Source organism: Streptomyces sp. NPDC090083 (assembly GCF_044747445.1).
In the GTDB taxonomy this organism is placed as follows: Bacteria; Actinomycetota; Actinomycetes; order Streptomycetales; family Streptomycetaceae; genus Streptomyces.
Window position 1 is genome coordinate 700,591 of record NZ_JBIVED010000001.1, and the last position, 26,698, is coordinate 727,288.

General features: G+C 72.5%; 25 protein-coding genes. 6 read left to right on the plus strand and 19 right to left on the minus strand.

All coding sequences use genetic code 11. The features are described from left to right. The 13 genes from ACIPTO_RS02910 to ACIPTO_RS02970 form a co-directional block, all read right to left on the minus strand. Positions 1–858, minus strand: coding sequence for an amino acid ABC transporter permease (locus tag ACIPTO_RS02910; RefSeq protein WP_366311760.1), 858 nt, complete (start codon positions 856–858; stop codon positions 1–3). Further along, entirely contained in the window at positions 855–1,499 is a 645-nt protein-coding gene (locus ACIPTO_RS02915) for an amino acid ABC transporter permease (RefSeq protein WP_366311762.1), read from the minus strand. The genes ACIPTO_RS02910 and ACIPTO_RS02915 overlap by 4 nt, the downstream gene beginning before the upstream one ends. 11 nt (positions 1,500–1,510) lie before the next feature. Then, on the minus strand, positions 1,511–2,428 hold the full coding sequence (locus ACIPTO_RS02920) for a glutamate ABC transporter substrate-binding protein (RefSeq protein WP_366311764.1): 918 nt from the start codon (positions 2,426–2,428) through the stop codon (positions 1,511–1,513). 17 nt (positions 2,429–2,445) lie between these two features. Then, positions 2,446–3,189: an amino acid ABC transporter ATP-binding protein gene (locus tag ACIPTO_RS02925; RefSeq protein WP_366311766.1), complete on the minus strand. Its 744-nt coding sequence runs from the start codon at positions 3,187–3,189 to the stop codon at positions 2,446–2,448. A gap of 113 nt (positions 3,190–3,302) precedes the next feature. Continuing rightward, positions 3,303–3,710 carry a DUF6278 family protein gene (locus ACIPTO_RS02930; RefSeq protein WP_366311768.1) on the minus strand — a complete coding sequence of 136 codons (408 nt, stop codon included), beginning with the start codon at positions 3,708–3,710 and terminating at the stop codon, positions 3,303–3,305. A gap of 136 nt (positions 3,711–3,846) precedes the next feature. Continuing rightward, positions 3,847–4,626, minus strand: a complete 780-nt coding sequence (locus ACIPTO_RS02935) for an exodeoxyribonuclease III (protein WP_366311770.1) — start codon at positions 4,624–4,626, stop codon at positions 3,847–3,849. Positions 4,627–4,656: 30 nt separating this feature from the next. Further along, positions 4,657–5,292 carry an MBL fold metallo-hydrolase gene (locus tag ACIPTO_RS02940; RefSeq protein WP_401188958.1) on the minus strand — a complete coding sequence of 212 codons (636 nt, stop codon included), beginning with the start codon at positions 5,290–5,292 and terminating at the stop codon, positions 4,657–4,659. Positions 5,293–5,414: 122 nt separating this feature from the next. Further along, positions 5,415–6,704, minus strand: a complete 1,290-nt coding sequence (pcaC, locus tag ACIPTO_RS02945; RefSeq protein WP_401189677.1) for a 4-carboxymuconolactone decarboxylase — start codon at positions 6,702–6,704, stop codon at positions 5,415–5,417. Positions 6,705–6,904: 200 nt separating this feature from the next. Continuing rightward, entirely contained in the window at positions 6,905–9,130 is a 2,226-nt protein-coding gene (locus ACIPTO_RS02950) for an SWIM zinc finger family protein (RefSeq protein WP_401189679.1), read from the minus strand. A gap of 113 nt (positions 9,131–9,243) precedes the next feature. Continuing rightward, complete coding sequence (locus ACIPTO_RS02955) at positions 9,244–12,078, minus strand: SNF2-related protein (RefSeq protein WP_401188961.1); 2,835 nt, start codon at positions 12,076–12,078, stop codon at positions 9,244–9,246. Positions 12,079–12,175: 97 nt separating this feature from the next. Beyond that, entirely contained in the window at positions 12,176–12,757 is a 582-nt protein-coding gene (locus tag ACIPTO_RS02960) for a sugar kinase (protein WP_366311776.1), read from the minus strand. Then, a complete protein-coding gene (locus tag ACIPTO_RS02965) occupies positions 12,754–13,902 on the minus strand; it encodes an ROK family glucokinase (protein ID WP_366311778.1) in 1,149 nt (382 codons plus the stop codon). Before ACIPTO_RS02965 ends, ACIPTO_RS02960 begins: the two co-directional genes overlap by 4 nt. Positions 13,903–14,142: 240 nt before the next feature. Further along, positions 14,143–14,880 carry a GntR family transcriptional regulator gene (locus tag ACIPTO_RS02970; protein ID WP_401189681.1) on the minus strand — a complete coding sequence of 246 codons (738 nt, stop codon included), beginning with the start codon at positions 14,878–14,880 and terminating at the stop codon, positions 14,143–14,145. A 130-nt stretch (positions 14,881–15,010) separates the two neighbouring features. On the opposite strand from ACIPTO_RS02970, the gene ACIPTO_RS02975 reads away from it, so the two are divergent. Further along, positions 15,011–16,027, plus strand: coding sequence for a Gfo/Idh/MocA family oxidoreductase (locus ACIPTO_RS02975; protein WP_366311780.1), 1,017 nt, complete (start codon positions 15,011–15,013; stop codon positions 16,025–16,027). A gap of 7 nt (positions 16,028–16,034) precedes the next feature. Here ACIPTO_RS02975 and ACIPTO_RS02980 read toward each other — a convergent pair whose 3' ends face one another. From ACIPTO_RS02980 to ACIPTO_RS02995, 4 genes are all read right to left on the minus strand, one after another. Next, on the minus strand, positions 16,035–16,433 hold the full coding sequence (locus tag ACIPTO_RS02980) for a PaaI family thioesterase (protein WP_401189682.1): 399 nt from the start codon (positions 16,431–16,433) through the stop codon (positions 16,035–16,037). Between the two features lie 210 nt (positions 16,434–16,643). After that, on the minus strand, positions 16,644–17,828 hold the full coding sequence (locus tag ACIPTO_RS02985) for a cytochrome P450 (protein ID WP_401188966.1): 1,185 nt from the start codon (positions 17,826–17,828) through the stop codon (positions 16,644–16,646). Between the two features lie 65 nt (positions 17,829–17,893). Beyond that, a complete protein-coding gene (locus tag ACIPTO_RS02990; RefSeq protein ID WP_401188968.1) occupies positions 17,894–18,574 on the minus strand; it encodes a response regulator in 681 nt (226 codons plus the stop codon). A 92-nt stretch (positions 18,575–18,666) separates the two neighbouring features. Beyond that, on the minus strand, positions 18,667–19,914 hold the full coding sequence (locus tag ACIPTO_RS02995) for a histidine kinase (protein ID WP_366311786.1): 1,248 nt from the start codon (positions 19,912–19,914) through the stop codon (positions 18,667–18,669). Positions 19,915–20,156: 242 nt separating this feature from the next. Here ACIPTO_RS02995 and ACIPTO_RS03000 point away from each other — a divergent pair, with 242 nt between their 5' ends. Next, positions 20,157–20,546, plus strand: a complete 390-nt coding sequence (locus ACIPTO_RS03000; protein ID WP_262056545.1) for a ribonuclease — start codon at positions 20,157–20,159, stop codon at positions 20,544–20,546. A gap of 155 nt (positions 20,547–20,701) precedes the next feature. Here the strand turns inward: ACIPTO_RS03000 and ACIPTO_RS03005 are convergent, their stop codons facing one another. Both ACIPTO_RS03005 and ACIPTO_RS03010 read right to left on the minus strand, forming a co-directional pair. Beyond that, the gene (locus tag ACIPTO_RS03005; protein ID WP_401188971.1) at positions 20,702–21,778 is read right to left on the minus strand and encodes a DUF6745 domain-containing protein; all 1,077 of its coding nucleotides are present in this window, start codon (positions 21,776–21,778) and stop codon (positions 20,702–20,704) included. A 126-nt stretch (positions 21,779–21,904) separates the two neighbouring features. Then, positions 21,905–22,231 carry a hypothetical protein gene (locus ACIPTO_RS03010; protein ID WP_366311788.1) on the minus strand — a complete coding sequence of 109 codons (327 nt, stop codon included), beginning with the start codon at positions 22,229–22,231 and terminating at the stop codon, positions 21,905–21,907. Between the two features lie 168 nt (positions 22,232–22,399). Between ACIPTO_RS03010 and ACIPTO_RS03015 the strand changes: the two genes are divergently transcribed. The 4 genes from ACIPTO_RS03015 to ACIPTO_RS03030 are packed head-to-tail and all read left to right on the plus strand — an operon-like array spanning position 22,400 to position 26,697. Further along, on the plus strand, positions 22,400–23,359 hold the full coding sequence (locus ACIPTO_RS03015) for an STM4015 family protein (protein ID WP_366311790.1): 960 nt from the start codon (positions 22,400–22,402) through the stop codon (positions 23,357–23,359). Next, on the plus strand, positions 23,356–24,537 hold the full coding sequence (locus ACIPTO_RS03020) for an STM4014 family protein (protein ID WP_401188974.1): 1,182 nt from the start codon (positions 23,356–23,358) through the stop codon (positions 24,535–24,537). Before ACIPTO_RS03015 ends, ACIPTO_RS03020 begins: the two co-directional genes overlap by 4 nt. Before the next feature lie 7 nt (positions 24,538–24,544). Further along, positions 24,545–25,360 carry an STM4013/SEN3800 family hydrolase gene (locus tag ACIPTO_RS03025; protein WP_401189684.1) on the plus strand — a complete coding sequence of 272 codons (816 nt, stop codon included), beginning with the start codon at positions 24,545–24,547 and terminating at the stop codon, positions 25,358–25,360. Beyond that, positions 25,357–26,697, plus strand: a complete 1,341-nt coding sequence (locus ACIPTO_RS03030; RefSeq protein WP_401188977.1) for an STM4012 family radical SAM protein — start codon at positions 25,357–25,359, stop codon at positions 26,695–26,697. The genes ACIPTO_RS03025 and ACIPTO_RS03030 overlap by 4 nt, the downstream gene beginning before the upstream one ends. The last annotated feature ends 1 nt before the right edge of the window (position 26,698 follow it).

The window sequence follows — 26,698 nt, forward strand, 5'->3', positions numbered from 1 at the left end:
CTACTGCATCCGCGGCAGCAGCGTCCCTGGTTCCCCCGGGGCCACGTCCACGGCCCCGGTCTTGGGACTGCGCTGCTCCCGGCGGGACACCCAACCGGCGAACCAGGAGAGCAGCATGCACATCCCGATGTAGATCGGCGAGATCACCATCACCACGGGGATGAACGGCAAATCGTAGTCGAGGTTCGACGCGATCAGCTTCCCGGCATGGAGAAACTCCTCATAGGTGATCAGATAGCCCAGCGAGGTGTCCTTCAGCGCGACCACCAACTGGCTGATGATCGCGGGCAGCATGGCCCGCACGGCCTGCGGCACGAGGACGTACGACATGACGTGGGTCTTGCGCATGCCGAGCGCGTACGCGGCCTCCCGCTGGCCGCGTTCGACGCTGCCCACGCCGGAGCGGAAGACCTCGGCGAGCACCGAGCCGTTGTAGAGCGTGAGGCCCGCGACGAGTGCCGGCAGCGGCTGCACCTTGAGCGCCACGAAGATGAAGAAGATCATCACGAGGACGGGCATGGCGCGGAAGAACTCCACGACGACCGTCGACAGCCAGCGCACGGGCCGGTGGTCCGAGAGCCGCCCCACGGCGAGCAAGGTTCCAAGTGCCAGGGAGAGCACGGCTGCCAGCCCGAAGGCCTTGAGCGTGTTGCCGAGGCCGCGCAGCAGCAGTTCCTGAATTCCCTTGTACTCGAAGGGCATCCACTTCGTGTAGGTGAACTGGTCGGTGTCGAACAGGAGATAGAGGATCCAGCCGATCAGCGCGAGGATGACGACCGTGGACGCGATCCCGTAGAGGCGGTGCCGTTTGCGCGTCCTGGGGCCCGGGACGTCGTAGAGGGCGTTGGCGGTGGTCATCGGGCGACTCCCCATTTCCTCTCCAGCACGTTGAACAGCGCGCTGATGGCGAGGGTGATGATCAGGTAGCCGACGGCGATCCAGACGAACGTCCAGACGATGTTGTAGCCGAGTTCGCTCAACGTCCGGTAGGTGCCCAGGAGTTCGGTGACGCTGAACGCGCCGGCGATCGCCGAGTTCTTGGCCAGGGCGATGAGGGTGGAGCCGACCGGCGGGATCACCGAGCGGAACGCCTGCGGCAGGACGACCAGGCCCAGGCTCTGCCCGAAGGACATCCCGAGACTGCGGGCCGCCTCTCCCTGGCCCCGGGGCACGGTGTTGATGCCGGAGCGCAGCGCCTCGCAGATGAACGCCGAGGTGTAGCAGCCGAGCGCGAGGACCGCGAACACCTTGAAGGGCAGCACGAGTCCGAAGCGCGGCAGGCCGAGCAGCACCGCGAAGAACAGCAGGGTCAGCGGGGTGTTGCGCAGCACGGTCACCCACACCGTGCCGAACACCCGCAGCGAGCCGACCGGGGCGACCCGGAAGGAGGCCATCAGGAAGCCGAGGACGAGCGCCAGCACCGAGGCGTAGACGGTCAGTTCGACGGTGCCGAGGAAGCCGTCGCCGAAGGTGGAGAAGTTGTCGGTCAGTACGTTCACGTCTGCCTCCCTCAGCTCGCCGGGTAGCGGTCGATCGCGGGCGGGGTGGGCGCGGGCACTCCGGACAGGCCGAGCGTCGCCTCGTACGCCTTCTTCCAGTCGCCGTTCTTCTCACGGGCCTCCAGCGCGTCGTCGAGAGCGAACCGCAGGGCGTTGTCGCCGTGCGGGACACCGATGCCGTACGGCTCCTTCGAGAAGGGCTTGCCGACGACCTTGAGCTGGTCGGGGACCTTCGCCGCGTAGCCGATGAGGATCGCGTCGTCGGTGGTGACGGCGTCGACCTGATAGGTGAGCAGGTTGTCGACGCAGACCGAGTACGTGTCGTAGGCGACGAGGTGGGCCTTCGGATAGTCGTCCTTGATGCGCTGGTACGGCGTGGAGCCGGCCGCCGAGCAGACGCGTTTGCCGGCGAGGTCCTGCGGGCCGTGGATGTCGTGCTCGTCGGTGCGGACGAGGAGCGACTGGCCGGCCATGTAGTAGGGGCCGGCGAAGCCGACGAGCTTCTTGCGCAGGTCGTTGATGGTGTAGGTGCCGACGTAGTAGTCGATCTGGCCGTTCTGGAGGGCGGTTTCGCGGTTGGCGGAGGCGATCGTCCTGAAGTGGACCGTCTTCGGGGCGAAGCCGAGGGAGGCCGACATCATCTTGGCGATCTCGATGTCGAAACCGGAGTAGGTGCCCGTCGCGGGGTCCTTCTCGCCGAGGTAGGGCTGGTCCTCCTTGGCCCCGACGATGAAGTAGCCGCGCTTCTTCGCCCGCTTCCAGGTCGTGGAGTCCGGGAGCTGAAAGCCCCGCGCCACCTGGTAGTCGGGGAGCCTGTCGGCGGCCGGGCCCTTGACGGGCGGGCTGCCCTCCTTGCCGCAGGCGCCCGCGCCCAGCACGGCGAGCACGGCGACGGTGAGAGCGAGGGACGCACGGGTGGTACGGAACATGGATCGCACTCCCCCGCTCAGTGCTTGAGGATCTTGGACAGGAAGTCCTTGGCCCGCTCGCTGCGCGGGTTGGTGAAGAACTCCTCGGGGGTGCGGTCCTCGACGATGCGCCCGTCGGCCATGAACACGACGCGGTTGGCGGCGGAGCGGGCGAAGCCCATCTCGTGGGTGACGACGACCATGGTCATGCCGTCGTGGGCGAGTTGGCGCATGACCTCCAGGACCTCGTTGATCATCTCCGGGTCGAGGGCCGAGGTCGGCTCGTCGAAGAGGAGCGCCTTGGGGTCCATGGCGAGGGCGCGGGCGATGGCCACGCGCTGCTGCTGGCCGCCGGAGAGCTGCGCGGGGAACTTGGGCGCCTGGGCGGCGAGGCCCACGCGGTCCAGCAGTTCGAGCGACCGCCTGTCGGCGTCGTCGCGCTTGCGTCTGCGGACTTTCACCTGGGCCAGCGAGACGTTCTGCAGGACCGTCTTGTGAGCGAAGAGGTTGAAGGACTGGAAGACCATGCCGACTTCCGCCCGGAGCTTCGCGAGGGCCTTGCCCTCTTCGGGCAGCGGCTGGCCGTCGATCCTGATCGTCCCGGACTCGATGGTCTCCAACCGGTTGATCGCCCGGCACAGCGTCGACTTTCCCGACCCCGACGGGCCGATGACCACGACCACCTCCCCCTTGCCGACGGTGAGGTCGATGTCCTGCAGGACATGCAGCTCCCCGTAGTACTTGTTGACGTCACGCAGTTCGATCAACGGATCGACGGCCATGCCCAGCCCCACTCACTCTCAGCTGTGTCGTGGTCGCCGCAAACTATCCAGACAAGAGTGGAGTTAAAGCGCGACACGCACTTTTCGGGCATTAGCCGTATTTAAGGCCGCCGTTACTCTTCCGCGACCTCCGCGTAGAGCTGCGAGAGCTCGGGCACACCGCTGGCGGCCCACTCGTGCCCGGAGGCCACGACGTCGAACTCACGCCCGGAGTCGAGCCGTACGACGGGCTGACCGTCCGCGCGGATCTCCCAGGCGGCGCCCGGCACGGTCCGCACGATCACGGTGCCGAGATACAGGCCGGCGTCGTTGCCGAGCCGCGGCAGCGTCTCCTCGTCGTCGCGCCAGCGCGGCACCAACTGGTCGACCGCCTCCAACGAGTCGACGGAGTCGTCCAGTCGGACGCCCTCCCGGGCCGCTTGGGCGCGCAGCAGTTCGCACTCGGACAGCAGCTCGCCGATGCCCTCGGGGTCGTGCGCCGCGCGCTTCTCGCCCCGGTTGCCCAGGAAAGGGATATTCATCCGTCCAGCGTGACATTCGTACCGCCGTACGCACCACAGGGCGTCACCGGTGGCGTGTCAGGGACACTCCTCGAAAGGGTAAAACCCTTCCGCCGAGGGCGGGTTGACCCGGATGGGAAGAGGCCGGGGCGCCGGGTCAGACGTCCAGGTCGACGACCACGGGCGCGTGGTCCGAGGCGCCCTTGCCCTTGCGCTCCTCGCGGTCGACGTAGGAGTCGGTGACGGCCTTCGCGAACGGTTCGTTGCCGTAGACCAGGTCGATGCGCATGCCGCGGTTCTTGGGGAAGGCGAGCTGGCGGTAGTCCCAATAGGTGTACGGGTGGTCGTACTTGAGGGGACGCGGGACCACGTCCGAGAGGCCGGTGTCGCGCAGGGCGGTCAGGGCGGCGCGCTCGGCGGGGGTGACATGGGTGAGGCCCTCGAAGGCGGCCACGTCGAAGACGTCGTCGTCCGTCGGTGCCACGTTGTAGTCGCCCAGCACCGCGAAGGGGCGGCTGCCCTGCGCGTCCGCGGCGACGGCCGCCTTGAGGGCCTCGAACCACTGGAGCTTGTACGCGTAGTGCGGGTGATCCACCTCGCGGCCGTTCGGCACGTACACCGACCAGACGCGGACCGGGCCGCAGGTCGCCGAGACGGCGCGGGGCTCCTCGGTGCCGTCGTAACCGGGGTCTCCGGGGAGGCCCTTGACCACGTCGTCCAGGCCCACGCGGGAGAGCACCGCCACTCCGTTCCACCGCCCGGTCGCGTTGACCGCCGCCTCGTAGCCCGCCTCGCGGAGCGCGTCGAACGGGAACTGCGCCTCCGCGAGCTTGGCCTCCTGGAGGCAGAGCACGTCGGTGCCGCTGCTCTCCAGCCAGGCCAGGAGCCTCGGCAGACGGGCGGTGATCGAGTTCACGTTCCAGGTCGCGATGCGCATGCCCCACAACCTACCGGGCGGGTCCGACAGTCACAGGTCCGCTGACTCGCCCGGCGCCAGCCGAAGGTGCTCCGCGCCGCCGAGCGTGCCGATCTGCATGTCGTAGATCGGGCGGGCGAGGTCGGTGAGGAGGCCGTCGTGGACGTCGTAGGCGCGCTGCGGCTTGAGCTCGCGGACGTAGTCGATGACCTCGGAGATCTTGTTCCAGGGGGCCATGACCGGGAGCATCAGCGTCTCCACGGCGTGGTCGGGGACGGTGAGGGCGTCGCCGGGGTGGAAGACGCGGCCGTCGTCGACGAGGAAGCCGACGTTGGTGATGCGCGGGATGTCCGGGTGGATCACGGCGTGCAGTTCGCCGTGCACCTGGACGTCGAAGCCGGCCGCCGTGAAGGTGTCGCCGTGACCGACCGTGTGCACGCGGCCCGGGAACGCGGCGGAGAGCTGGTCGGCCACCGACTTCAGGGTCCAGACCTCGGCCGCCGGGTTGGCGTCGAGGCCCGCCCGGATCTGGTCCTCGTTGAAGTGGTCGAGGTGCTCGTGGGTGACCAGGATCGCCTCCGCGCCGACCGCGGCGTTCTCCTCGGTGAAGGACCCCGGGTCGATCACGAGCGACCGGCCGTCCTTCTCCAGACGGATGCAGGCGTGCGCATTCTTCGTCAGCTTCATGAGTCCATCCTGCCGCGCCGGACGGAGGGACGCGTGGGTGAGGCTGGTGCTTCTGGTACCAGGCGGACGATCACGCGACGGGTCGCCGACGAGGCCGCTCAGCAGAGGTCACTCGGTGGCGGTCACTCGGTGGGGGTCGTCTCCTCGCGGATGACCTGCTGGGCGACCTTGAAGGCGCTGTTCGCCGCGGGCACCCCGCAGTACACGGCCGCCTGCATCAGGACCTCCTTGATCTCGACCGGGGTCAGGCCGTTGCGCAGGGCCGCCCGGGTGTGGAACGCCAGCTCGTCCAGGTGGCCGCCCGCGACCAGCGCGGTGAGGGTGACACAGCTGCGCGAGCGCCGGTCGAGCCCAGGCCGGTCCCAGATCTCGCCCCACGCGTACCGGGTGATGAAGTCCTGGAAGTCCCCCGAGAACTCGTCCGCCTGTCCCAGCGCCCGGTCCACGTGCGCGTCACCGAGCACCTCGCGGCGGACCTTGATCCCGGCGTCGTAGGGGTCGGGACGGCCCATGACCTGCGGCGGCACGGGAGGCGGCGGCGCGATCTCGGCGATGGGCGAGACCTGCTGCGGCGCGGCGAGGACCGGCTTGACCGGGGTCGCCGCGATGGCGAACTGCCCGGTGGCGTGCTCGTAGGCGGGCTGCCAGGCGGTGGAGAAGTGCCGGACGAGGAGGTCCGTGACCGCGGCGGGCTGCTCGACGGGGACCAGGTGCGAGGCGCCGGGTACGACCGCGAGGCGGGCGTCCGGGATGCCGGCGACCAGCGTGCGGGCCTCGGCGGGGCCGGTGACCTGGTCGTCCGAGCCGACGAGGACGAGGGTGGGCACGCCGATGCGGGCGAGTTCGGACCGTACGTCGAAGGCGGCCAGGGCCTCGCACGCGGCGATGTAGCAGCCGGGGTCGGTGGTGCGGACCATCTGGACGGCCCACTCGGTGATCGCGGGCTGGGACGCGGCGAACCCGCTGGTGAACCAGCGGTCCGGCGAGGTGCGGGCGATCGGGTCGAGGCCGTTCGTACGGACGATCACCCCGCGCTGGCGGAACTCGTCCGCCGTGCCGAAGCGGGGCGAGGTGGCGATCAGCGCCAGCGAGGCGACCCGCTCGGGGTGGCGCAGGACCAGTTCGAGACCGACCGCGCCGCCGAGCGCGCAGCCCGCGTAGCCGAAGCGCTGCACGCCGAGGGCGTCGAGCGTGGCCAGCAGCCGGTCGGCCAGGTCGGAGACCGAGCCGGTCGGGTGCGCGGGCGAGCCGCCGTGCCCTGGCAGGTCGAACCGGAAGACCCGCCACTGCTTCATCAGCTCGGGGACCTGGCGGTCCCACATGTGCCACGTCGTCCCGAGGGACGGACCCAGGATGAGAACGGGCGCGTCTTCGGGGCCGTCGAAGCGGTACTGGAGTGCGGGGGTCTTCATGTTGCTCACCGCTCCAACGTAACCGCCGTTTCTTAGGACCCGGCCGTGGGGCCCCCGGTCTCCGCACGCTGCTCGCACAGATCCACGGGGAACCCTCACAGGGCCTTCACCGGATGGTGGGGATGAGGGCGGGGGTCCGTGCGGTGGTGGGACGGGGCCGGGACGTGTCGGGCTGTGCCGAGCGGTCCCGGGCCGGGGGCTCAGAGGTCGCCGGGTGCGCCCAGGCCCGTCAGTGCGCCGACCGGGTCCAGGTCGGGGGTGCCTCTGGGCCACCAGTCCGCGTCGCCCGGTTCCGATTCGTAGGCGTACCACAGGCCGTCACGGCCCAGGCGGAGCTGGACGTGGCCCTGGGGGTGGGTGAGCTGGTTGCGCCAGGGGCGGAACGCCGGGAGGTCGGCGGCGAGGAGCAGCGGGCGGGCCCGGTCGAAGCGGCCGGCGGGCGGGTCCCAGGGGTCTTCGAGCACCGCGAGCCCCTCGATGCCGCCCTGCCGCCAGGCGGCGACGGCGCGCGCCAGATCACCCGTGGTGCGCCCGGTGGCCTTGGCGAGCGAGGCGTAGAGGGCGCGGGTGGTGGCGGTCAGCCCCGCACCGGGGCGGGCCGCGGCGAGCCGTACCGCGTCCTGCCACAGCGTCAGATCCCCGACCGGGTCCCGGCCGGTGCTCAGCAGCGCGTGCGCACGGGCGGCGGCGTCGGTCGCCAGCTGGTCGAGCGCGAAGGGGTCCGGGCCACCGGGCGCGGCCGGGTACACGGGAGGCTGCTCGGGGTGCGGGGGGACGGGCAACGGGGGCGGCAGCGGCGGCAGTCGGCGCTCCGCCTGCGCGGCGAGGACGTCCGTGGCCCGCACGCCCGGGAGGGGAGCCGGTTCCCGCTCCTGGGCGGCGCGGGCCGCACGGGCGGCGTTACGGCGGGACAGGGCGTCCAGCAGGGGGCGTTCGCCCCGGCCGCGGAGGAGGAGCAGGACGAAGGGGTCGGCGTCGAGGAGGCGGGCGGTCTGGTAGCAGAGGGCGGCGGCGTGCTTGCAGGGGTGACCCGAGTCGGGGCAACTGCACTGCGGGGCGAGGTCGCCGGGCCCCGGCAGCAACGGGACCCCGCACTCCGCGAGGGACTTGGGCATCTCCTTGTCGAGCAGCGCGGCGATGTGTCCCGGCCGGTCGGCGGCCGCGTCCAGGAACCGGTCCCAGTCGGTGTCGTCCAGCGTGCGCAGCCTGACCTGCACGCGGTACGGACGGGCGCGGCTGCCCTTCACGTACGCGAGCACGAGCCCCGGCGTCACGGTGATCGCGTCGACGTGCCCCTGCTCCGCGTAACTCCGGCCTCGCAGCAGCCGCTTGGGGTCCAGGGCGCCTTCCTCCAACGCGGTGACCCATGCGTTGCCCCACCAGGTCGCGGCGAAGTGGGCGGTGCGGGTGGAGTCGTCGGCGTGATCTCCGTGACCTCCGCCGCCGTCGGCCGAGGGGCGGGGTGGGAAGGCGGGGAAGGTGCGGCGCAGGTCGCTGTCTCGGGAGGGGGAGGCCATGGAGGCGGGGGCCTGTGGAGGTGCGGGGGTGAGGTCGCGGTCAGGCGCGGAGACGGGGGTGGGGGTGGAGCTGAGGGTGCTGAGGGCGGGGGCGGATGTCGGGGTGGACTCGGTGAACTCCTCGGTGGGTGAACTGCCCGTCGCCGAAAGGTCGTTGTCCGGTGCGGTCTCCTCGGTGGGCGAGGTCGGGTCGGCCGGCAGCCGGAAGGCACCCGCGAGGAAGTCCCGCAGGTCACGGGCACCGACCTCACTCGTACGTGCACGGACACCGACCTCACTCGCTCCTGGACGGGCACCGACGTCACCCGGACGTCCACGGGCGTCGCCGCGTCGCCCGGCCCCGGAGCCGCCGCCCGCACGCCGATCCTGCCGGCGCACCGGCCCCGCTCCCCCGGCCTCGGCCTCTTCCCTGGCCTTTCGCGCAGCGCCCCGGGCAGCGCGCAATGCCTCACGGGCGGCATCCGCGGGGCGGGGGGACGCGTCGTCCGCGACGGGTTCGGGCTCCGGAGCCGAGGCCGGTTCCCGCGCAGGGGCGTCGGGCGACGCGTCCTCCGCCGCGTGCGCGGAGGACCCCGGGTCAGCGGCTTCGCCAACTCCGGTGTCCGAAAGGTCCGTTGGCTCTTCTCCGGTGTCCTCTCCCGGACCGCCCCCGGTCGCGTCCTGGGCCGAGCCGTCACCCTGTGCACCCGCGTCCTCGCCCGAGGCGTCGGCAGCGCGCCGCTCGGCGACAGCCCGTCGCAACGCGGCCCGCGCCGCGTCACCCGGCCGGGAGCGAGGCTCCGGAGCCGTGTCGACTGCCTTACGGGCCAGGCCCGTCGGCCGAACAGCGCCCGGTGCGTCCGGAGTCCCCGAGGCTCCGGCGGCCTCCGCGTCCGGCCCCCGGCTCTCGCGATCACGGGCCGCCTGCATCGCCCGTCGCACCACAGCCGCGGGGCTCTCCTCCGCCGAGGATCGCTGTGCCCCCGGTGCCTCCTCCACGGAGTCCTCCTGCGCCGCCGTCGGCTCCCGCCCCGCACCGCCCGTCACGAAGGCCTCCGCAGCGACACCAGGTCGGACAGGTCCCGGTCCGACAGCTCGGTCAGGGAGGACTCCCCGGAGCCGAGGATCGCGTCGGCCAGCGCCCGCTTGGACTCCAGCATCTCGGCGATGCGGTCCTCGACCGTGCCCTCGGTGATGAGGCGGTGGACCTGGACCGGCTGGGTCTGCCCGATGCGGTACGCGCGGTCCGTGGCCTGTTCCTCGACCGCCGGGTTCCACCAGCGGTCGAAGTGGATGACGTGGCCCGCGCGCGTGAGGTTGAGGCCGGTGCCCGCCGCCTTCAGGGACAGGACCAGGACCGGGGTCGCGCCCGCCTGGAAGCGGTCCACCATGCGCTCGCGCTCCGGCACCGGTGTGCCGCCGTGGAGGAGTTCGACCGGGACCGCGCGGGCCGCGAGGTGGGCGGTGATGAGACGGGCCATGCCGACGTACTGCGTGAAGACGATCGCGGAACCGTCCTCGGACAGCAGCGTGTCCAACAGCTCGTCCAGCAGGGCGAGTTTGCCGGAGCGGGCGGTCAGCCGGTCGCCGGTGGCCCGGCCCACCGCGTGGTCCTCCTTCAGATACAGCGCGGGGTGGTCGCAGATCTGCTTGAGAGAGGTGAGGAGCTTCAGGACCAGGCCGCGGCGGGCGATGCCCTGGGTCGTCTCGATCGCGAGCATCGACTCCCGGACCACCGCCTCGTACAGCGAGGCCTGCTCGCGGGTGAGCGGCACCGGGTGGTCCGTCTCCGTCTTCGGCGGCAGTTCGGGGACGATGCCCGGGTCGGACTTCTTGCGGCGCAGCAGGAACGGCCGGACCAGGCGGGCGAGCCGGGCCACCGCCTCCTCGTCCTCGCCGTTCTCCACGGCACGCGCGTGCCGGGCGCGGAAGGACTTGAGGGGGCCGAGGAGTCCGGGGGTCGTCCAGTCCAGCAGGGCCCAGAGCTCGGAGAGGTTGTTCTCCACCGGGGTGCCGGTGAGGGCGACGCGCGCGGGGGACGGGATCGTGCGCAGGGCCTTCGCCGTCGCCGAGTACGGGTTCTTGACGTGCTGGGCCTCGTCCGCGACGACCATGCCCCACGGCTGCTGGGCGAGTGCGGCCGCCGTCGAGCGCATCGTGCCGTACGTGGTGAGGACGAAGCCGTCGGTCAGGTCCTCCAGGGTGCGGTCCGTGCCGTGGAAGCGGCGGACGGGGACTCCGGGGGCGAAGCGGGTGATCTCCCGCTGCCAGTTCCCCAGGAGGGAGGCGGGGCAGACGACCAGGGTGGGGGCGCGGTGGGCCCGCCGCAGGTGCAGGGCGATGAGGGTGATCGTCTTGCCGAGGCCCATGTCGTCGGCCAGGCAGCCGCCCAGGCCGAGGGAGGTCATGAGGTCGAGCCAGGCCAGGCCCCGGAGTTGGTAGTCCCGGAGGGTGGCGTCCAGGCCCTGGGGCGGCTCGGCGGGCCGGATGCCTGCCGTGAGGCGGTCGCGGAGGGTGGCCAGCGCGCCGACCGGGACGGCCTGCACGGTCTCGCCGTCGACGTCCGCCGTGCCGGTGAGCGCGACGGACAGGGCGTCGACCGGGTCGAGCAGGCCCAGTTCGCGTTTGCGGGCCTTGCGGACGAGGGCCGGGTCGACCAGCACCCACTGGTCCCGCAGCCGGACGACAGGGCGGTGGGCCTCGGCCAGGATGTCCATCTCGGCCTCGGTGAGCGGGTCGCCGCCGAGCGCCAACTGCCAGCGGAACTGGAGGAGTTCCTCGCTCTCGAAGAAGCCGGTGCCGTCGGTCGCGGAGCCCGGCGCCGAGCGGACCACGGCCGCCGCCGTCAGGTCCTGGGCGAGGTCCCTGGGCCAGTGGACGGCGACCCCGGCCGCCGCGAGCCGGGTGGCCGCCATGCCGAGCAGTTCGCCCAACTCCTCCTCGGAGAGGGCGAGTACGTCCGGCACGTCCAGTTCGGAGAGGCGGTCGAGCGGGGGCCAGACGCGGGCGGCCCGCCGTACGGCCAGCGCGGCGTCCACGCGGGCGCGGGGGCCGAACGCGGTGTCGGCGGTGCCCGCCCAGAGGGCCGCCGCGTCGACCACGAGGGTCGGGTCGGCGAGGCTGTGCACCTGGACGACGGCCGCGCCCGCGCTGCGCACCCGGCCGCTGTCGTCGAACAGGTCGTAGGCCGACAGGTCCAGGCGGAGTGAGATCCGCACGCCCGCGTCCATGCCTGCGGCGACCTCGGCGGCCCAGTCCTGGGCGTCGCGCAGGCGCTGCGGCGCGCGGGCCGCGAAGGGCATCCCCGAGGTGTACGGCGCGGCCGGGGTGCGGGGCAGGGTGTCCGCGACGGCGTCCAGGAAGGACCGCATCAGGGCCTCGGGCTCGGGCAGCCGGAGCGGGCCGGGGCCCGGCAGCGGGACCGCGTGGCCCTCGTACGGGAGGGCTGCGGCGACCGCGCGGACGTGTGCGATGTCCTCCGGCTCCAGGGGTCCCGCGCGCCAGGCGTCGTGGCCCGACGCCGTGAGCCCGGGGAGCAGTCGGCCGCGGGCCGCGAGGCGGAGCGCGTGCAGGGCGGCGGCGCCCCAGCAGGCGGTGGCGGGATGGGCCGCGGGGTCGCGGCGGGCGCGCGCGAGCAGGGGCAGGGCCGCCTCGATCGGCAGGGTCAGCGCGGGGGCGGACCTGCGGCGGACCGCGGCGCCCTGCCGTCGTACGACGGTCAGCTCGGTCTGCTCCACGCCCGCTTCCGCTTCGGGGAGTGCGCGCTCGCCGTCGGGGTCCCAGAAGGCGACGCGGCCCTCGCGCGGGACGACCGGGGACGGCAGGAAGACCGCGGCCAGCCGTACGGAGATCTGCTCCGTGATCGCCGTGTCCGTCATACGTCCTGCCACCTCCCGCCCGTGTGTCGTGTCAGCTGTCTTCGACTCTACGGGCGGGGTCTGACAATCGGCCCCGGCGACCGGCCGGGGCCGCCTGCTAGGGAACCGTGCGGGCGACGACGTAGACCATGGGGAGCTTGGGGTCGGACAGGTTCACCACGATGTCCTGGGTGGGGGCGGGGTCCTTCTGCTTGTTGACGACGCCCCACCAGGGGCCTGGGCCGGTGAACTTCCAGCCGGTGATCTTCTGGTCGCGGTCGCTGATGGTGATGTCGTTCTTCTTCAGCGTGTGCCGGTCGACGTCTATCCCGGCGAGGAAGGTGTCCAGACCGGCGTCCGTGGTCTCGAACTGGACGTAGAGGCGGCTGGTCTTCCAGTTGTTGGTCTCGTAGAAGGCGACCTTCTCCGCGGGGTGCGGGACCGGTACCTGGTAGAGGCGGCGCTGGACCTTCGAGGGCCAGCCCACGGTGAGCCCCGTCGCCGAGTACTTGGACTCCTTGTCCTTGCCGCTGTTGCGGCTCTGGTTGGCGGAGATCACCAGGTAGACGGCCGGTACGCCGATGAGCAGCACGATGATGAGCAGGGTGATCGCGCGGCGGCGGGCCTTGTGGCGGGGGTTCTCGGGCGGACGGGGCGGCTCGTCGCGGGGCATGGCCTGACGGGGCAGTGATGCGGTCATGCCGTGTCCTGGCTGCCGCGCCGGAACTCCGCGAACCGCTCGTAGCGCTCGTACCGCTCGACCCGGCGGCGCTTGGCGCGGCGGAAGCGGCGGGCGACCAGGCGGGCGAGGTCGGCGGCACCGACCATGCCGGCCTCGGGGCCGAGCTGGGCGCGCACTATGCGGGCCTCTGGGCGGTACCCGCGCCCGGTGAGCTGGCGCTTGAACGCGTCCCGCGCGGGGCCGATCAGCAGGTCGTCGGCGGCCGAGACACCGCCGCCGATCACGAAGCAGGACGGGTCGAGGGCGGCGGCGAGGTTGGCGATGCCGACGCCGAGCCACTGGCCGATGTCCTGGAGCAGCTCGATGCACATGGCGTCGCCCTCGCGGGCGAGTTCCGTGATCATCGGGCCGGTGATGTCGCCGATGTTGCCCTTGACGTGCTCGATGATCCCGTAGGCCACCGGGGAGTCGGCGGCGGCCAGCTCGCGCGCCTCTCTGACCAGGGCGTTGCCCGAGCTGTACTGCTCCCAGCAGCCGCGGTTGCCGCAGGCGCAGCGGTGGCCGCCGGGGACGACCTGCATATGGCCGAACTCGCCGGCGACGCCGTACTTGCCGCGCTTGACCTGGCCGTCCTCAAGGATCGCGCCGCCGATGCCGGTGCCGAGCGTGATCATGACCAGGTGGTCCTCGCCGCGGCCGGCGCCGAAGCGCCACTCGGCCCAGGCGGCGGTGTTCGCGTCGTTGTCCACCAGGACCGGTACGGAGAGCCTGCTCGTGATGCGGTCCCTGAGGGGCTCGTTGCGCCACGACAGGTGGGGCGCGAACAGGACGCGGTTGCGGTCGGCGTCGACCCAGCCGGCCGCGCCGATGCCGACGGCGTGCACGTCGTGCCGGTCGGAGAGGTCCAGGACCAGTTCGACGATGGTGTCCTCGACGACCTTGGGGCTCTTGGACTTGTCCGGGGTCTCCGTGCGGAGCTTCTCCAGGATGTTGCCGTCGGCGTCCACGACGCCCGCCATGACCTTGGTGCCGCCGATGTCGATGCCGACGGTGGGCACGCGGGGGGCCGTCAGGTGCGACCTTCGCTCACGGGTGCCGACCGTCCTGAGTGCGGGGGCACGCCGGGAGCCTATGGGGGCGCTGAAATTGCCGTAGGTGCTCATCGGGCCCGATTCTGCCTCACCGTGACCGTGGGTGCTGTGCGGGGGCGTGAAGGGCGGTGCGGATCGCCGGCCGGTCCGGTGCGGCGCGGACGCGTTGTGGCTGGTCGCGCCGCTCGCCGTGCCCCTGGGGCCGCTGGCGGGCCTCGGCGCGAATCGTCCGGGGCGCTTTCCTCGGGAAGCGTCATCCTGGTTCAATTGTCCGGGCATTACGACAATCGCGCCCCGGGCGGGCCGGTGCGCTCAGGGGCGGACCAGGAGCTGGAACTCGAAGGAGTAGCGGGTCGGCCGGTACGTGTGGCTGCCGAACTCCACCGCGCGGCCCGTGTCGTCGAACGTAGTGCGCTGCATGGTGAGCAGCGGGGCACCCTCGGACTCGGCGAGGCGTTCGGCCTCCTCCGCCGAGGCGCCGCGGGCCCCGATGGACTGGCGGGCGCTGTGGAGGGTGATACCGGCGGTGCGCATCATCCGGTACAGGCCGGTGGCCTCCAGCTGCGCGGTGTCGAGGTCGAGCAGGCCGAGCGGGATGTGGTTGGAGAGGTACGCCATCGGCTCGCCGTGCGCGAGGCGCAGCCGGTCGATGCGGTGGACGTCGCCGCCCTCGGCCACGCCGAGCGCCGCCGCGACCTCGGCGGAGGCGGGGACGACGGTGTTGACGAGGACCTTCGTGGCGGGGCGCTGCCCGGCCGCCTCCAGGTCGTCGAAGAGGCTGCTGAGTTCCAGCGGGCGTTTGACCTGGCTGTGCACGACCTGGGTGCCGACGCCCCGGCGGCGCACCAGGAGGCCCTTGTCGACCAGTGACTGGATGGCCTGGCGGACCGTGGGCCGGGACAGGCCGAGCCGGGCGGCCAGTTCGATCTCGTTGCCCAGCAGGCTGCCGGGCGTGAGCGAGCCGTGTTCGATCGCGGCTTCCAGCTGCTGGGACAGCTGGAAGTACAACGGCACCGGGCTGCTCCGGTCCACGCTCAGTTCGAGCGGCACGGTCGGGTCCACATCTGGTTTCGGCACGGGCCCGAGCGTAGCTGTGTGAATGGTTGACGGGAAGTGATGTAGTTCGATTGTCCGGACATACGCATTGACAGCGTGCCTGGTCGGCCCCCAGTTTGTTCCCATGCGCATCGGAGTCATCGGTACGGGCCGCATCGGGACCATCCATGCCAGGACCCTGAGCCGGCATCGTGAGGTCGGTTCGCTGATCCTCACGGACAAGGACCCGGCACGGGCCCAGGAGCTGGCGAACCGCCTGGGGGAGACGGCCGCACCGAGCACGGAGGAGATCTTCAAGTGGGGCGTGGACGCCGTGGTGATCACGACGGCGACGTCGGCGCACGCGGAACTGATCGGCAGGGCCGCGCGCTCCGGGCTCCCGGTGTTCTGCGAGAAGCCCATCGCCCTTGACCTGCCCGGCTCGCTCGCGGCCATCGCCGAGGTCGAGACGGCCGGGACGATTCTCCAGATGGGGTTCCAGCGCCGGTTCGACACGGGCTACACGGGCGCCCGGGAAGCCGTGCGCTCGGGGCGGCTGGGACGGCTGCACACGGTCCGCGCGACGACCTCCGACCAGGTGCCTCCCCCGGCCTCCTACCTGCCGATCTCCGGCGGCCTCTACCGCGACACCCTGATCCACGACTTCGACATGCTGCGCTGGGTGACCGGACACGAGGTCGTCGACGTGTACGCGGCCGGTTCGGACGCCGGGCCGCCGATGTTCCGCGAGGCCCGTGACATCGACACGGCCGCGGCGGTCCTCACCCTGGACGACGGCACGCTGGCCACCGCGACGGCCGCGCGGCTGAACGGCGCGGGCTACGACGTCCGGATGGAACTCGCCGGCGAACTCGACCAGGTCGTCGTCGGCCTGGACGACCGCACGCCGATCGCGTCCACCGAGCCGACCGGTCCCCCGGCCGCGACCAAGCCGTGGACGGGCTTCCTGGAGCGCTTCGGGCCCGCCTACGAGGCCGAGTTGATCGCCTTCGTCGAGGTCGTCGTCGGCCAGCGCACCAACCCGTGCGACGGCCGCGAGGCCCTCCAGGCGCTCCGGATCGCCGAGGCCTGCGAAGTGTCCAGACGCGAACACAGACCCGTCCGCCTCGCGGAGATCGCGGGCGCCCTCCCCTACAGCTGAGCGGTGCTCAGGGCGTACGGGCCGGAAGCACCGTCCCCTGGGCGACCGCGCACAGGGCCTCCGTACCGTCCTCCGCGAGCGTGAGGACGTCGCAGCGGACGACGGCCTGGCGGCGCCCCGCCTGGACGACCTCGGCGCGGGCGCGCAGCGTGCGGCCGGTGGCCGGGCGGACGTACTGGATGGACAGACCACCGGTGAGGACCGCGGGGCCGAGAACCGTCCCGCCCGCGAACGTGAGCGCGTTGTCGGCGGCGTAGGCGAGGACTCCGCCGTGCACGAAGCCGTTCTGCTGGTGGAGGTCCTCCCTGATGTCGATCTCCAGCGTGGCGACCCCGTCCCCGAAGGCACTCAGCCGCGCGCCGATCAGCCTGCTGAAAGGCTGACTCTCCAGCGCCTCCCGCGCCATGGCCAGATCGAACACGACAGATGCGGTCACAGGGCGGGCCTCCTACGGCGTCCAGGACTTCCGCGTCTCACGGCTTCCACGAGTGCGGTTTCCACGACCTCTACGGTTTCTACGGCTTCCACGGTTTCTATGGCTTCCAGGGCCCCGCCGCCGGCACAGCCACCGGCGCCGCCTCGCCCCGGGCCACCGCGGCCACCCGGTGCCGCCGTTCTACCAGCGCACCGGCAGATTACGCATCCCGCGCATCAGCATTCCCGGGAGCCAGTCTCCAGGCGGGCCGTCCAGGGCGAGGCCCGGGGCGCGGGCCAGCAGGGTGCCTATCGCCGTGCGGGCTTCGAGACGGGCCAACGGGGCGCCGAGGCAGTAGTGGATGCCGTGGCCGAAGGCGAGGTGGCCGCGCGCGTCGCGGTGGATGTCGAAGCGGTCCGGGGCGGGATAGCGCTCCCCGTCGCGGTCGGCGGCGGTCAGGCCGACCATCACGGGATCGCCCCGCTCGATCCGGACGCCGGCGACGTCCAGAGGCTCGGCGGCGAAGCGGAACGTGCCGTTCTCCACCGGGCCCTCGTAGCGCAGCATCTCCTCGATCGCGCCGTCGAGGAGGCTCATGTCGGCGCGCAGGGCGGCGAGTTGGTCCGGGTGGCCGAGCAGGGCGTGGACGCCGCTGGTGAGGAGGTTGACGGTGGTCTCGTGGCCCGCGATGAGCAGGACGAAGGCCATGCCCCGCAGTTCCCGCGCGGAGAGCCGGTCGCCGTCCTCGGCGGTGGTGCGGATCAGGTCGCTGAGCAGGTCGTCGCCGGGGCCCGCGCGGCGCTTGTCCTCGATCAGGTCGCCCAGGTAGTCGGCGAGCCGGACGAACGCGTCGTACTCGGTGCCCGAACTGGTGGGCGCCACCGCCTCCGTGGACAGCTTGCGGAACTCCGCGCGGTCAAGTTCGGGAACTCCCAGCAGCTCGCAGATCACGGTGATCGGCAGCGGGTAGGAGAGCGCCTCGACGAGGTCGGCGCGGCCGGAGGGCAGCATCGCGTCGAGGAGTTCGTCGGTGATCTGCTGGACGCGCGGGCGGAGTTCCTCGACCCGGCGCATCGTGAACGAGCGGGTGATCAGTCCACGAAGGCGGGTGTGGTCGGGCGGGTCGGTGGTCAGCAGGTACCTGCCGATCAGCTCCTCGTCGAGGAACGTCACCCCGATCTTGCCGCCGTCCTTGGCCAGCCGGGGATCGGCCAGCGCGGCGCGCGCCTCTTCGTACCCCACGATCAGCCAGGTCACGTGGTGCGCGTCCGGCACCGGCAGGCGCACGCGGTGCACCGGGCCCGCCGTCCGCAGCATCGCGTACACCCGGTGCGGGTCCCGCCGGAACTCCTCGCCGAACTCCCCCAGATCGATCACTTCGGTCACGCCAGTCCCCTCCCGGACGACTCCCCGAGGTCTCCCAGTGCAGGAAGAACGGACGGCGGCGGTGACTAGTGCCCGTCCTCCCCGTCCTCCTCCAGCAGGCCGGCGTCGTACGCCAACAGGGCGATCTGCACACGGTTGTTGAGGTCGAGCTTGGCCAGGATGCGGGAGACGTGGGTCTTCACGGTGGCGACGCTCATGAAGAGGCCGGTGGCGATCTCGGCGTTGGCCAGGCCCTGGCCCACGGCGACGGCGACCTCGCGTTCACGCTCCCCCAGGGCGGCGATGCGCTCACGCGCGCGCGTGCGGCGGGTGTCGGTCGTGGTGCCGGCCGCGTGCTCCATCAACTGGCGGGTGACCGCGGGCGACAGGACGGGATCGCCGGCCGCGACCCGGCGGACCGCGTCGAGGATCTCGGCGGGCGGGGTGTCCTTGAGGACGAAGCCGGCGGCACCCGCGCGGAGGGCCCTCAGCACCTGTTCGTCCGCATGGAAGGTGGTGAGGACGACGATCTGCGGGGCGTCACCGCGGGCGCGGAGCCGTTCCGTGGCGGTCAGTCCGTCCACCGAGGGCATGCGGATGTCCATGAGGACGACGTCCGGGTGGACGCGGTCGACGAGTTCCGCGACCTCGCTGCCGTCGGCGGCCTCGCCGACGATCTCGATGTCGGCGGCGCCGCCCAGCATGAAGGACAGCCCGGCCCGCACCAGCGGGTCGTCGTCGACGAGGAGCAGTCTGATCGCAGTCATGGGGCTACGTAACCACGCGCGCGTGGAGGGCGGTTACCGGGCCGGGCGGGGACACCCCCGGGGGGCGGCCCGGGAACGGCTCGGGTGAGGACTCAGCCCCAGGGGAGCCATGCCAGGACCCGGAAGCCGCCGCCCGGTTGCGGGCCGTGCTCCAGTCGTCCTCCTGCCAGCGTCGCGCGTTCCGTGAGGCCGATCAGGCCCTGGCCGGAGCCGGGGACGTGCGGGACCTCGCCCTCCGGCGGCGGGTTGTGCACGGTGACCGTCAGGCCGTCGCCGGGGTTGCCGGCGAGCGTGACGGTGACCTCCGCGCCGGGGGCGTGTTTGCGGGCGTTGGTGAGGGCTTCCTGGGCGATGCGGTAGGCGGTGCGGCCGATGGAGGCGGGGACGGCGGCGGGGTCGGTGACCCGGTTGGCGAGGGTGACCTTCATGCCCGCCTCGCGGGACTCGGTGACCAGCGCGTCCAGGGCGCCGAGCGTGGGCTGCGGGCGGCCGGTGTCGTCGGGTTCGCCCGCGCGCAGGACGCCGATGATCTCCCGGAGGTCCTGGAGCGCCTCGTGGGCGCTCTCCCGGATGACACCGGCCGCCCGCGCGACCTCCTCGCGGGGCGCGTCCGGACGGAACTCCAGCGCGCCGGCGTGCACGCTGAGCAGGGTCAGCCGGTGGGCGAGCACGTCGTGCATCTCGCGGGCGATGGCCTCGCGGGCGAGCCGCTGGGCCTGCTCCGCACGGAGTTCCGCCTCCCTCTCGGCGCGCCGGGCGCGGTCGCGCAGGCTCAGCATGAGCTGCCGCTTGGAGCGGACGAACATGCCCCAGCCGATGACGGTGAGGGTGAGCAGTTCGGTGAACGCGACCGCTCCGGCGTACGGCAGGTCGGGGTCCGGGCGCATCCAGAAGTAGAGCGGGCTCAGGGCGAGCTGGATGCCGCCGATCCAGGCGACGTAGCGGAAGGGCCGGTGCACGGCGAGGGTGAAGAGGACGACCATCGCGGCGCCGCCCGCGGAGCTCGAGACCAGGCTGACGGGGATCGTCGCGACCGCGAGCCCGACCGGCCAGCGGCGGCGCAGCCACACCGCGCCGCAGGCGAGCACCCCGAACAGCTGGTCCACGACGGCCAGGGGGTGCGGGGTGGCGGAGTCGTTCCTGAGGGACTGCACGGCGGCCAGGCCGATGAGCAGGGCGAGCAGGAAGCAGACGGTGTCGACGACCCAGTCGCGTGCGGTACGGCGGGGCCGTCCGTGCCGTTCGACGTCGGGGTCGAGTTCGTCGGCCACGGCGGACGGCAGCAGCCAGCGGCGCCCCGCGAACGCCGGCGGTACCTGTGCTGTCCTGTTTCCGGTCACGGTCGACAAATCTATGCGGGTCCCGGCCCTGTCACCCACCCCGCGCGGGCGAACGGCGACCAAAGTCGCACGATCACCGACTTTCGGCGGACCCTGCGCCGATCCGCCTGCGCTTGCGGATGTGAAGGCGGTGGGCAGAGGGGCGTGCCGAGGTTAACTCCGTGAAAACTCAGCGGCCTTGACGGCAAAATCCCCGCGGTTGTCATTGACATGCCACTATCTACGCGCGTCATCATGAGGGCATGAGATTCCCCCCACGGATCACCGGCATCGGCGCGGCAGCCGCCGTCCTGTCCACTCTCGTCATCGGCGGCACCGTCGCCACCGCCACTCCGGCCGCCGCCGCGGTCGGCAGCATCTGTTACAGCGCCCTGCCTTCCCAGGCGTACGACACGCTCGACCTGATCGCGACGAACGGGCCCTTCCCGTACTCGCAGGACGGCGTCGTCTTCCGCAACCAGGAAGGTGTCCTCCCCAGCCAGGCGTCCGGCTACTACCACGAGTACACGGTCAAGACCCCCGGCTCGTCCACGCGCGGAGCGCGCCGGATCGTCACCGGGAAGAAGACCCAGGAGGACTACTACACCTCGGACCACTACGTCACGTTCAACCTGATCAACTTCGGCTGCTGAGCCGGTCCTTCAGGTCCGTTCCGTAGCCGTCCGGGAGTCCGGCTCCCTTCGGCCGCACCATCGCTCACCCTTCGCCCCGCGGCTCCCCCCACCTTCAGGGCCGCGGGGCGAGGCGCGTGCCGCCTTCGGCCGGAGCCGGGCCTCGCCGGGGGCGCTCAGGTCTCCCGCTGCGGGGCGTACGTCTCCGCGTCCAGGCCGAAGGTCCAGGCGACCCCCGCTCTGGCCGTGCGGGTCGTCGGCGGGACCCGGAGCCAGTACGTGCGGTGGGTGCCGTCGGGTTCCGGTGTGGAGTTGAGGACCTCGACCATGACCACGGGCTCGTCGGCGGCCAGGTCGATCCGCCACAGCGTGCCCGTCTCGTCCCGGTGCAGCGGACGGGCTCCCGAATCGGTGAGGTACCGGTCGTAGCCGTAGTACTCGAGCATCACGCGGCGCAGTTCCGCGTTCTCCTCGGATCTGATGCGTTCCGGGGTCAGGGTGGGCAGTTCGGCCAGGAAGGCGGCCGGAACCGGCATGCCGCGCCAGGCGTGCAGCGCGAAGCCGTCCGGGTAGGCGAGCGCCGGGCCGTCCCCGTGGTCGAGGCGTCCCGCCTCGTCGCGGTGGAGCGCCGAGGGGCGCTCCGACACCACCGCGACCCGCGCGAACGGCCACCACCATCCGGCGCTGCGGCACACCTCGGACAGCGCGTCGAGCGGGCCGCCGTCGGCGGGGAACGCCGCGAGCCAGGGCGCGTCGTGCTGCCCGAGCACGGCGTCCAGGAGGATCACCCGGACCGCCGCCGCCTCCTTGCCGGTGTCGCTTCCGGCCAGGTCCTCGATCACGCCCGTCCGGATCCGGTCCACCAGGGCCTGGGTCGAGGGCCACAGCCGTCCGCCGGTCGCCGCCCAGTGCGCCGACCAGCCCGCGGGCCCCAACTCGGCGTGCAGCAGCCGCCTCGCGTCCGCCCAGGGCGCGCTGCGCACCGCGTCCCGGACGCTCGGACCCCGGTCCGCCAGCTCCCGGACGAGAGCGACCGCCGCGCGCGGCGAGGCCGCCCACAGCACGCGCTCCGGTTCCGCGAGTCCCGCCAGCCGGTAGGCCCGCCGGACGCCCTCCTCGGCACGCGCCCGGTCCGCGGCGCCGGTCGCCGAGGACAGCGTCCGCCACTGCGCGAGGTCCACGGAGGGGCCGAACGGCGTTCCCCCGGCTTCGATCCGGGCTCCTTCGGTGTCCGGCCCGACGGTCACCGTCATGCCTCCCGCTCCTCCGTCGTCCGACTTCCGGTCCATCGTCCCGTCCACTCCCCTGTCCGTGCCGCTCACGTGTCCGTCCTCCGCTCCCTGCCCGTCGTTCCGGTGACGCCGGAACGTGCCGGTTCCTCAGTCGGCCACGATCCGTACGGACCCGGGCACGTACTCCCGCTGTCTGACGACCCGGAACCATCCCTTGGGCAGCGTGATCACCGCGTGCTCCTCGTGCACCACCCGCCCGCCCTGGGGCAGATGGAGCAGCAGCGGACCGTGGGGTCCCGGCTCGCGCACCAACTCCCCCGGTCCGACGACCGCGTGGGCGTGGCCCGTCACCTCGCCCAGCGCCAGCACGAGCCGCCCTCGTCCGTCGCGCCGCTCCCGCGGGGCGTGTGCCGCGTGGGCGGGCACCGCCTCCTGCGCGAGCGGCACGATCAGCACGTCTCCCTGTCGGTACATGGCTGTCCCCTCACCGCCGGGTGCTGCGCGCACCGGCCTCATGACCAAGACGTTAGGCGCCGCCACTGACAACGCCCCCTGGCCCGCCCCGCCCGACGGCACTGTCAGTGCCGGTTGGTAGAAATGCGCTTCACAGACCACGCACTCTTCTTCCTCAGGAGCGGCCGCATGACCATCGGTGAGCACCTCGACGCGCTGTACCGGCTGCCGTCGTTCACCTTTCCCGGGCCGGACGCCCCGGCCGACCGCCTGCCCGAGCCGGAGTCGGTGGCCTGGCGCATCGGCGCCAACGTGTACGACACCGACGAGGCGTGGACGGACACGTTCGCCCGCTTCCGCGCCGACGTCGACACGACCCGGGTCCGGGCCCTGATCATCGGCGGCTGGGAGGAGGCCTACGACACCGCGCCCACGCCGATCGTCGAGGCGCTCGTGGCGGCGCGGGACGCCTTCCCCGCGCTGCGCGCGATGTTCCTGGGCGACCTGGTGATGGAGGAGTGCGAGATCTCCTGGATCCACCAGTCCGACGTCACACCGCTGCTCAACGCCTATCCGGCGCTGGAGGAGTTCGGTGTGCGCGGCGGCACCGGGCTCGAGTTCACCGCGCTGCGGCACGGCGCGCTGCGCCGGCTGGTGGCGGAGACCGGCGGGCTGCCCGTCGAGGTGGTGCGCGGGATCGGTGCCAGTGACCTGCCCGCCCTGGAGCACCTGGACCTGTGGCTGGGCACGCCGGACTACGGCGGGGACAGCGAGGCCGCCGACCTGGAGCCGATCCTGTCCGGTGCCCGGCTGCCGCGCCTGCGTCATCTGGCCCTGCGCAACAGCGAGATGCAGGACGCGGTGGCCGCCGCGGTCGCCGCCGCCCCGGTGGTGGAGCGGCTGGAGGTGCTGGACCTGTCGATGGGCGTGCTGACCGACGAGGGCGCGGTCGCGCTGCTCAGCGGTCAGCCGCTGACGCATCTCAAGAAGCTGGACCTGCACCACAACTACCTGAGCGAGGCCGTCGCGGAGCGGGTCCGGGAGACGCTGGTGGCGGCGGGGGTCGAGGTCGACCTGGACCGTGACGACGCCGACGAGGACACAGAGGACGACGGCACGGTCTGGCGTTACGTCGCCGTCGGGGAGTGACCGCGTCCACCGCGGCCGGGCCGGCCGTCGTCCCGCCGCCGGCCCGCGCCGGCCTCCGGTTCGCGGTGGTCGGCAATCCCGAGAACCGCAGGGTGTCCCTCTTCGCGGACGCCGTGCGCGCGGCCGGCCTGCCCGCGCCGCGTGTCGTCGCCTGGGCGGACGTCCTGCGCGCGCGGGGTGCGGACTTCGCCGCCGACGAGTTCGTCCGGGTCGACTCGCCCGGTGAGAACCCGGAGGTGGACCGGTTGCTGCGGGGTGCCACGGAGCCGACCCGGGTGGAGGGTTCGGCCCGCTGGTACACGGGGTTCACCGCCGCGCTGCGCACCCTGCGCGGCGGTGTCCCGCTCGCCGCGCCGGACGACCTGGCCGTGCTCTTCGACAAGCGGGCCTGCCACGCGGTGCTGGACGCGGCCGGTGTACCCGTCCCGGAGTCCCCGACGTCGGGTCCGTCCGGCGCGCGCGTGCGCGGCTGGGACGACGTACGGGCGCTGATGCGCGAGCACCGGATGCCCCGGCTGTTCGTCAAGCCCGCGCACGGGTCGTCGGCGTCGGGTGTCCTCGCGGTCGAGACGGCGGGCGGCGGCCGGATCCGGGCGACCACGTCCGTCGAGACCGGTCCGGACGGCGCGCTGCACAACTCCCTCCGGGTGCGCCGGTATCACGACGAGCGGGACGTCGCCCGCATCGTGGACGCGCTCGCGCCCGACGGGCTGCATCTGGAGCGCTGGGTGCCGAAGGCCGCCCAGGCGGGCCGTACCGCGGATCTCCGGGTGGTCGTGGTGGCCGGCCGGGCCACCCACGCGGTGGTGCGCACCAGCCGCGGACCGCTGACCAACCTCCATCTGGGCGGCAGCCGCGGCGACCTGGACGGCGTCCGGCGGGCCGTCACTGCAGCGGGCGCCCGGTGGTCCGACGTCCTGGACGTGTGCGAGCGCGCCGCGTCCTGCTTCCCGCGCACGCTGTGCGTGGGGGTCGATCTGCTGCCGTCCGTGGACTGGCGGCGCGCCTTCGTCGGCGAGGTCAACGCCTTCGGCGATCTGCTGCCCCGGCTGACCGGACTGCCCGGCAGCGGCGCGGAGGGTCTGGACACCTACGGCGCGCAGGTGGCGGCCGTCCTGCGCGCACCGGCCACGAACGGCCCGCGTCACCCGTACAGAACAGGAACACCCCATGCCTGAGCCCGACATGAACGCGATCGTCGGTGACCACGACATCCTGCTGGTCACCCTCGACACGCTGCGGCACGACGTGGCCGCCGAGCTGGCGGCCGAGGGACGCATCCCGCACCTGGCCCGCCATCTGCCCGGCGGGCACTGGGAGAAGAGGCACGCACCGGGCAGTTTCACCTACGCCTCGCACCAGGCGATCTTCGCCGGATTCCTGCCCACCCCGGCCGAACCCGGCCCGCATCCGCGGCTGTTCGCGGCGAGCTTCGCCGGCAGCGAGACGACCGCCGAGGGCACCTTCGTCTACGACACCCCCGACCTGGTGTCCGGACTGGCGGCGGCCGGCTACCGCACCGTCTGTGTCGGGGGCGTGGGCTTCTTCAACCGGCGCGGCCCGCTCGGGTCGGTCCTGCCCGGACTGTTCCAGGAGGCGCACTGGGAGGAGGAGTTCGGTGTCACCTCGCCGCACTCCTTCGAGAACCAGGTCGACCGGGTGGAGCAAGTGGTGGAGGGACTCCCCGCCGAGCAGCGGCTGTTCCTCTTCGTGAACGTGTCGGCGCTGCACCAGCCCAACTGGTTCCATCTGCAGGGCGCGACCCGCGAGGCGGGCGACACCCGGGAGACGCACGCCGCCGCGCTGGAGTACGTCGACCGGCACATCGGCCGGCTGTTCGCCGCCGCGAGCTCCCGGCGCCCCTGCTTCGTCATCGTGTGCTCCGACCACGGCACCGCCTACGGCGACGACGGCTACACCGGCCACCGCCTGGGCCACGAGTCCGTGTGGACCGTGCCGTACGCCCACTTCTTCCTCGACCCCGCCGAGGCCGTCCGATGACGACCACCGCCCAGCAGACCGGCCCGTACCAGCACTACGTGTACGCCTATCCGCACAAGACGGCGTACCGCCGCCTGCCCGACCGGCCCGCGCTGCGGGAGCTGTGGGCGGCGGAGGACCGCGGCGCGCTCTCGCTGTACGCGCACATACCGTTCTGCGAGGTCCGCTGCGGCTTCTGCAACCTGTTCACCCGCATCGGCGCCCCGGACGGACTGACCGGCGCCTATCTGGACGCCCTGGAGCGGCAGGCGGACGCCGTCCGGGCGGCGCTCGGTGACGCGGAGCCGCCGCGGTTCGCCACGGCGGCGTTCGGCGGCGGCACCCCGACCTTCCTCACGGCGGGCGAGCTGGAGCGGCTGTGCGACATCGCCGAGCGGCGCATGGGCGCCGACCTGCGCGCGATCCCGCTCTCCGTGGAGGCCTCGCCTGCCACGGCCACCGCGGACCGGCTCGCCGTCCTCGCGGACCGCGGCACGACCCGCCTCAGCCTGGGCGTGCAGAGCTTCGTCGACTCCGAGGCCAGGGCCGCCGTACGCCCGCAGCGCCGTGCGGAGGTGGAGGCGGCGCTCGGCCGGATCCGGGACACCGCCGTCCCGGTGCTCAACATCGACCTCATCTACGGCATCGACGGCCAGACCGAGCGGACCTGGCGCGACTCGCTGGACGCGGCCCTGGCCTGGCGGCCCGAGGAGCTGTACCTGTACCCGCTCTACGTACGGCCGTTGACCGGTCTCGGCCGCCACCAGGGGGACGCCGGAGCCGACCCTGCCTGGGACGAGCAGCGGCTGCGCCTGTACCGGGCGGGCCGCGACCACCTCCTCGCGCAGGGCTATGTCCAGCAGTCGATGCGGATGTTCCGCCGCGCCGACGCCCCGCCCCAGGGCGCCGACGACTACGCCTGCCAGACGGACGGCATGATCGGGCTCGGCTGCGGGGCCCGCTCGTACACGTCGGCGCTGCACTACTCCTTCGACTACGCGGTCGGCATGCACGAGATCCGCGGCATCATCGACGACTACGTCACGACGGCCGACTTCACGCGCGCGGAGGTCGGTTACCGCGTGGACGGGCCCGAGGCGCGTCGCCGTCATCTCCTGCAGTCCCTGCTCCAGGCCGAGGGGCTGTCCGTCGCCGACTACCGCGCCCGCTTCGGGAGTTCACCCGAGGTCGACTTCGGTGCGGAGCTCGACCGGCTGGCCGGGCGCGGCTGGCTGACCGGCACGGCGGGCGACCGGCTGGTGCTGACCCCGGAGGGCCTGGCGCACTCCGACGCCGTGGGACCGGAGCTGTTCTCTCCCGAGGTGCGGTCCGCCATGGCCGCCTACGAACGGAAGTGAC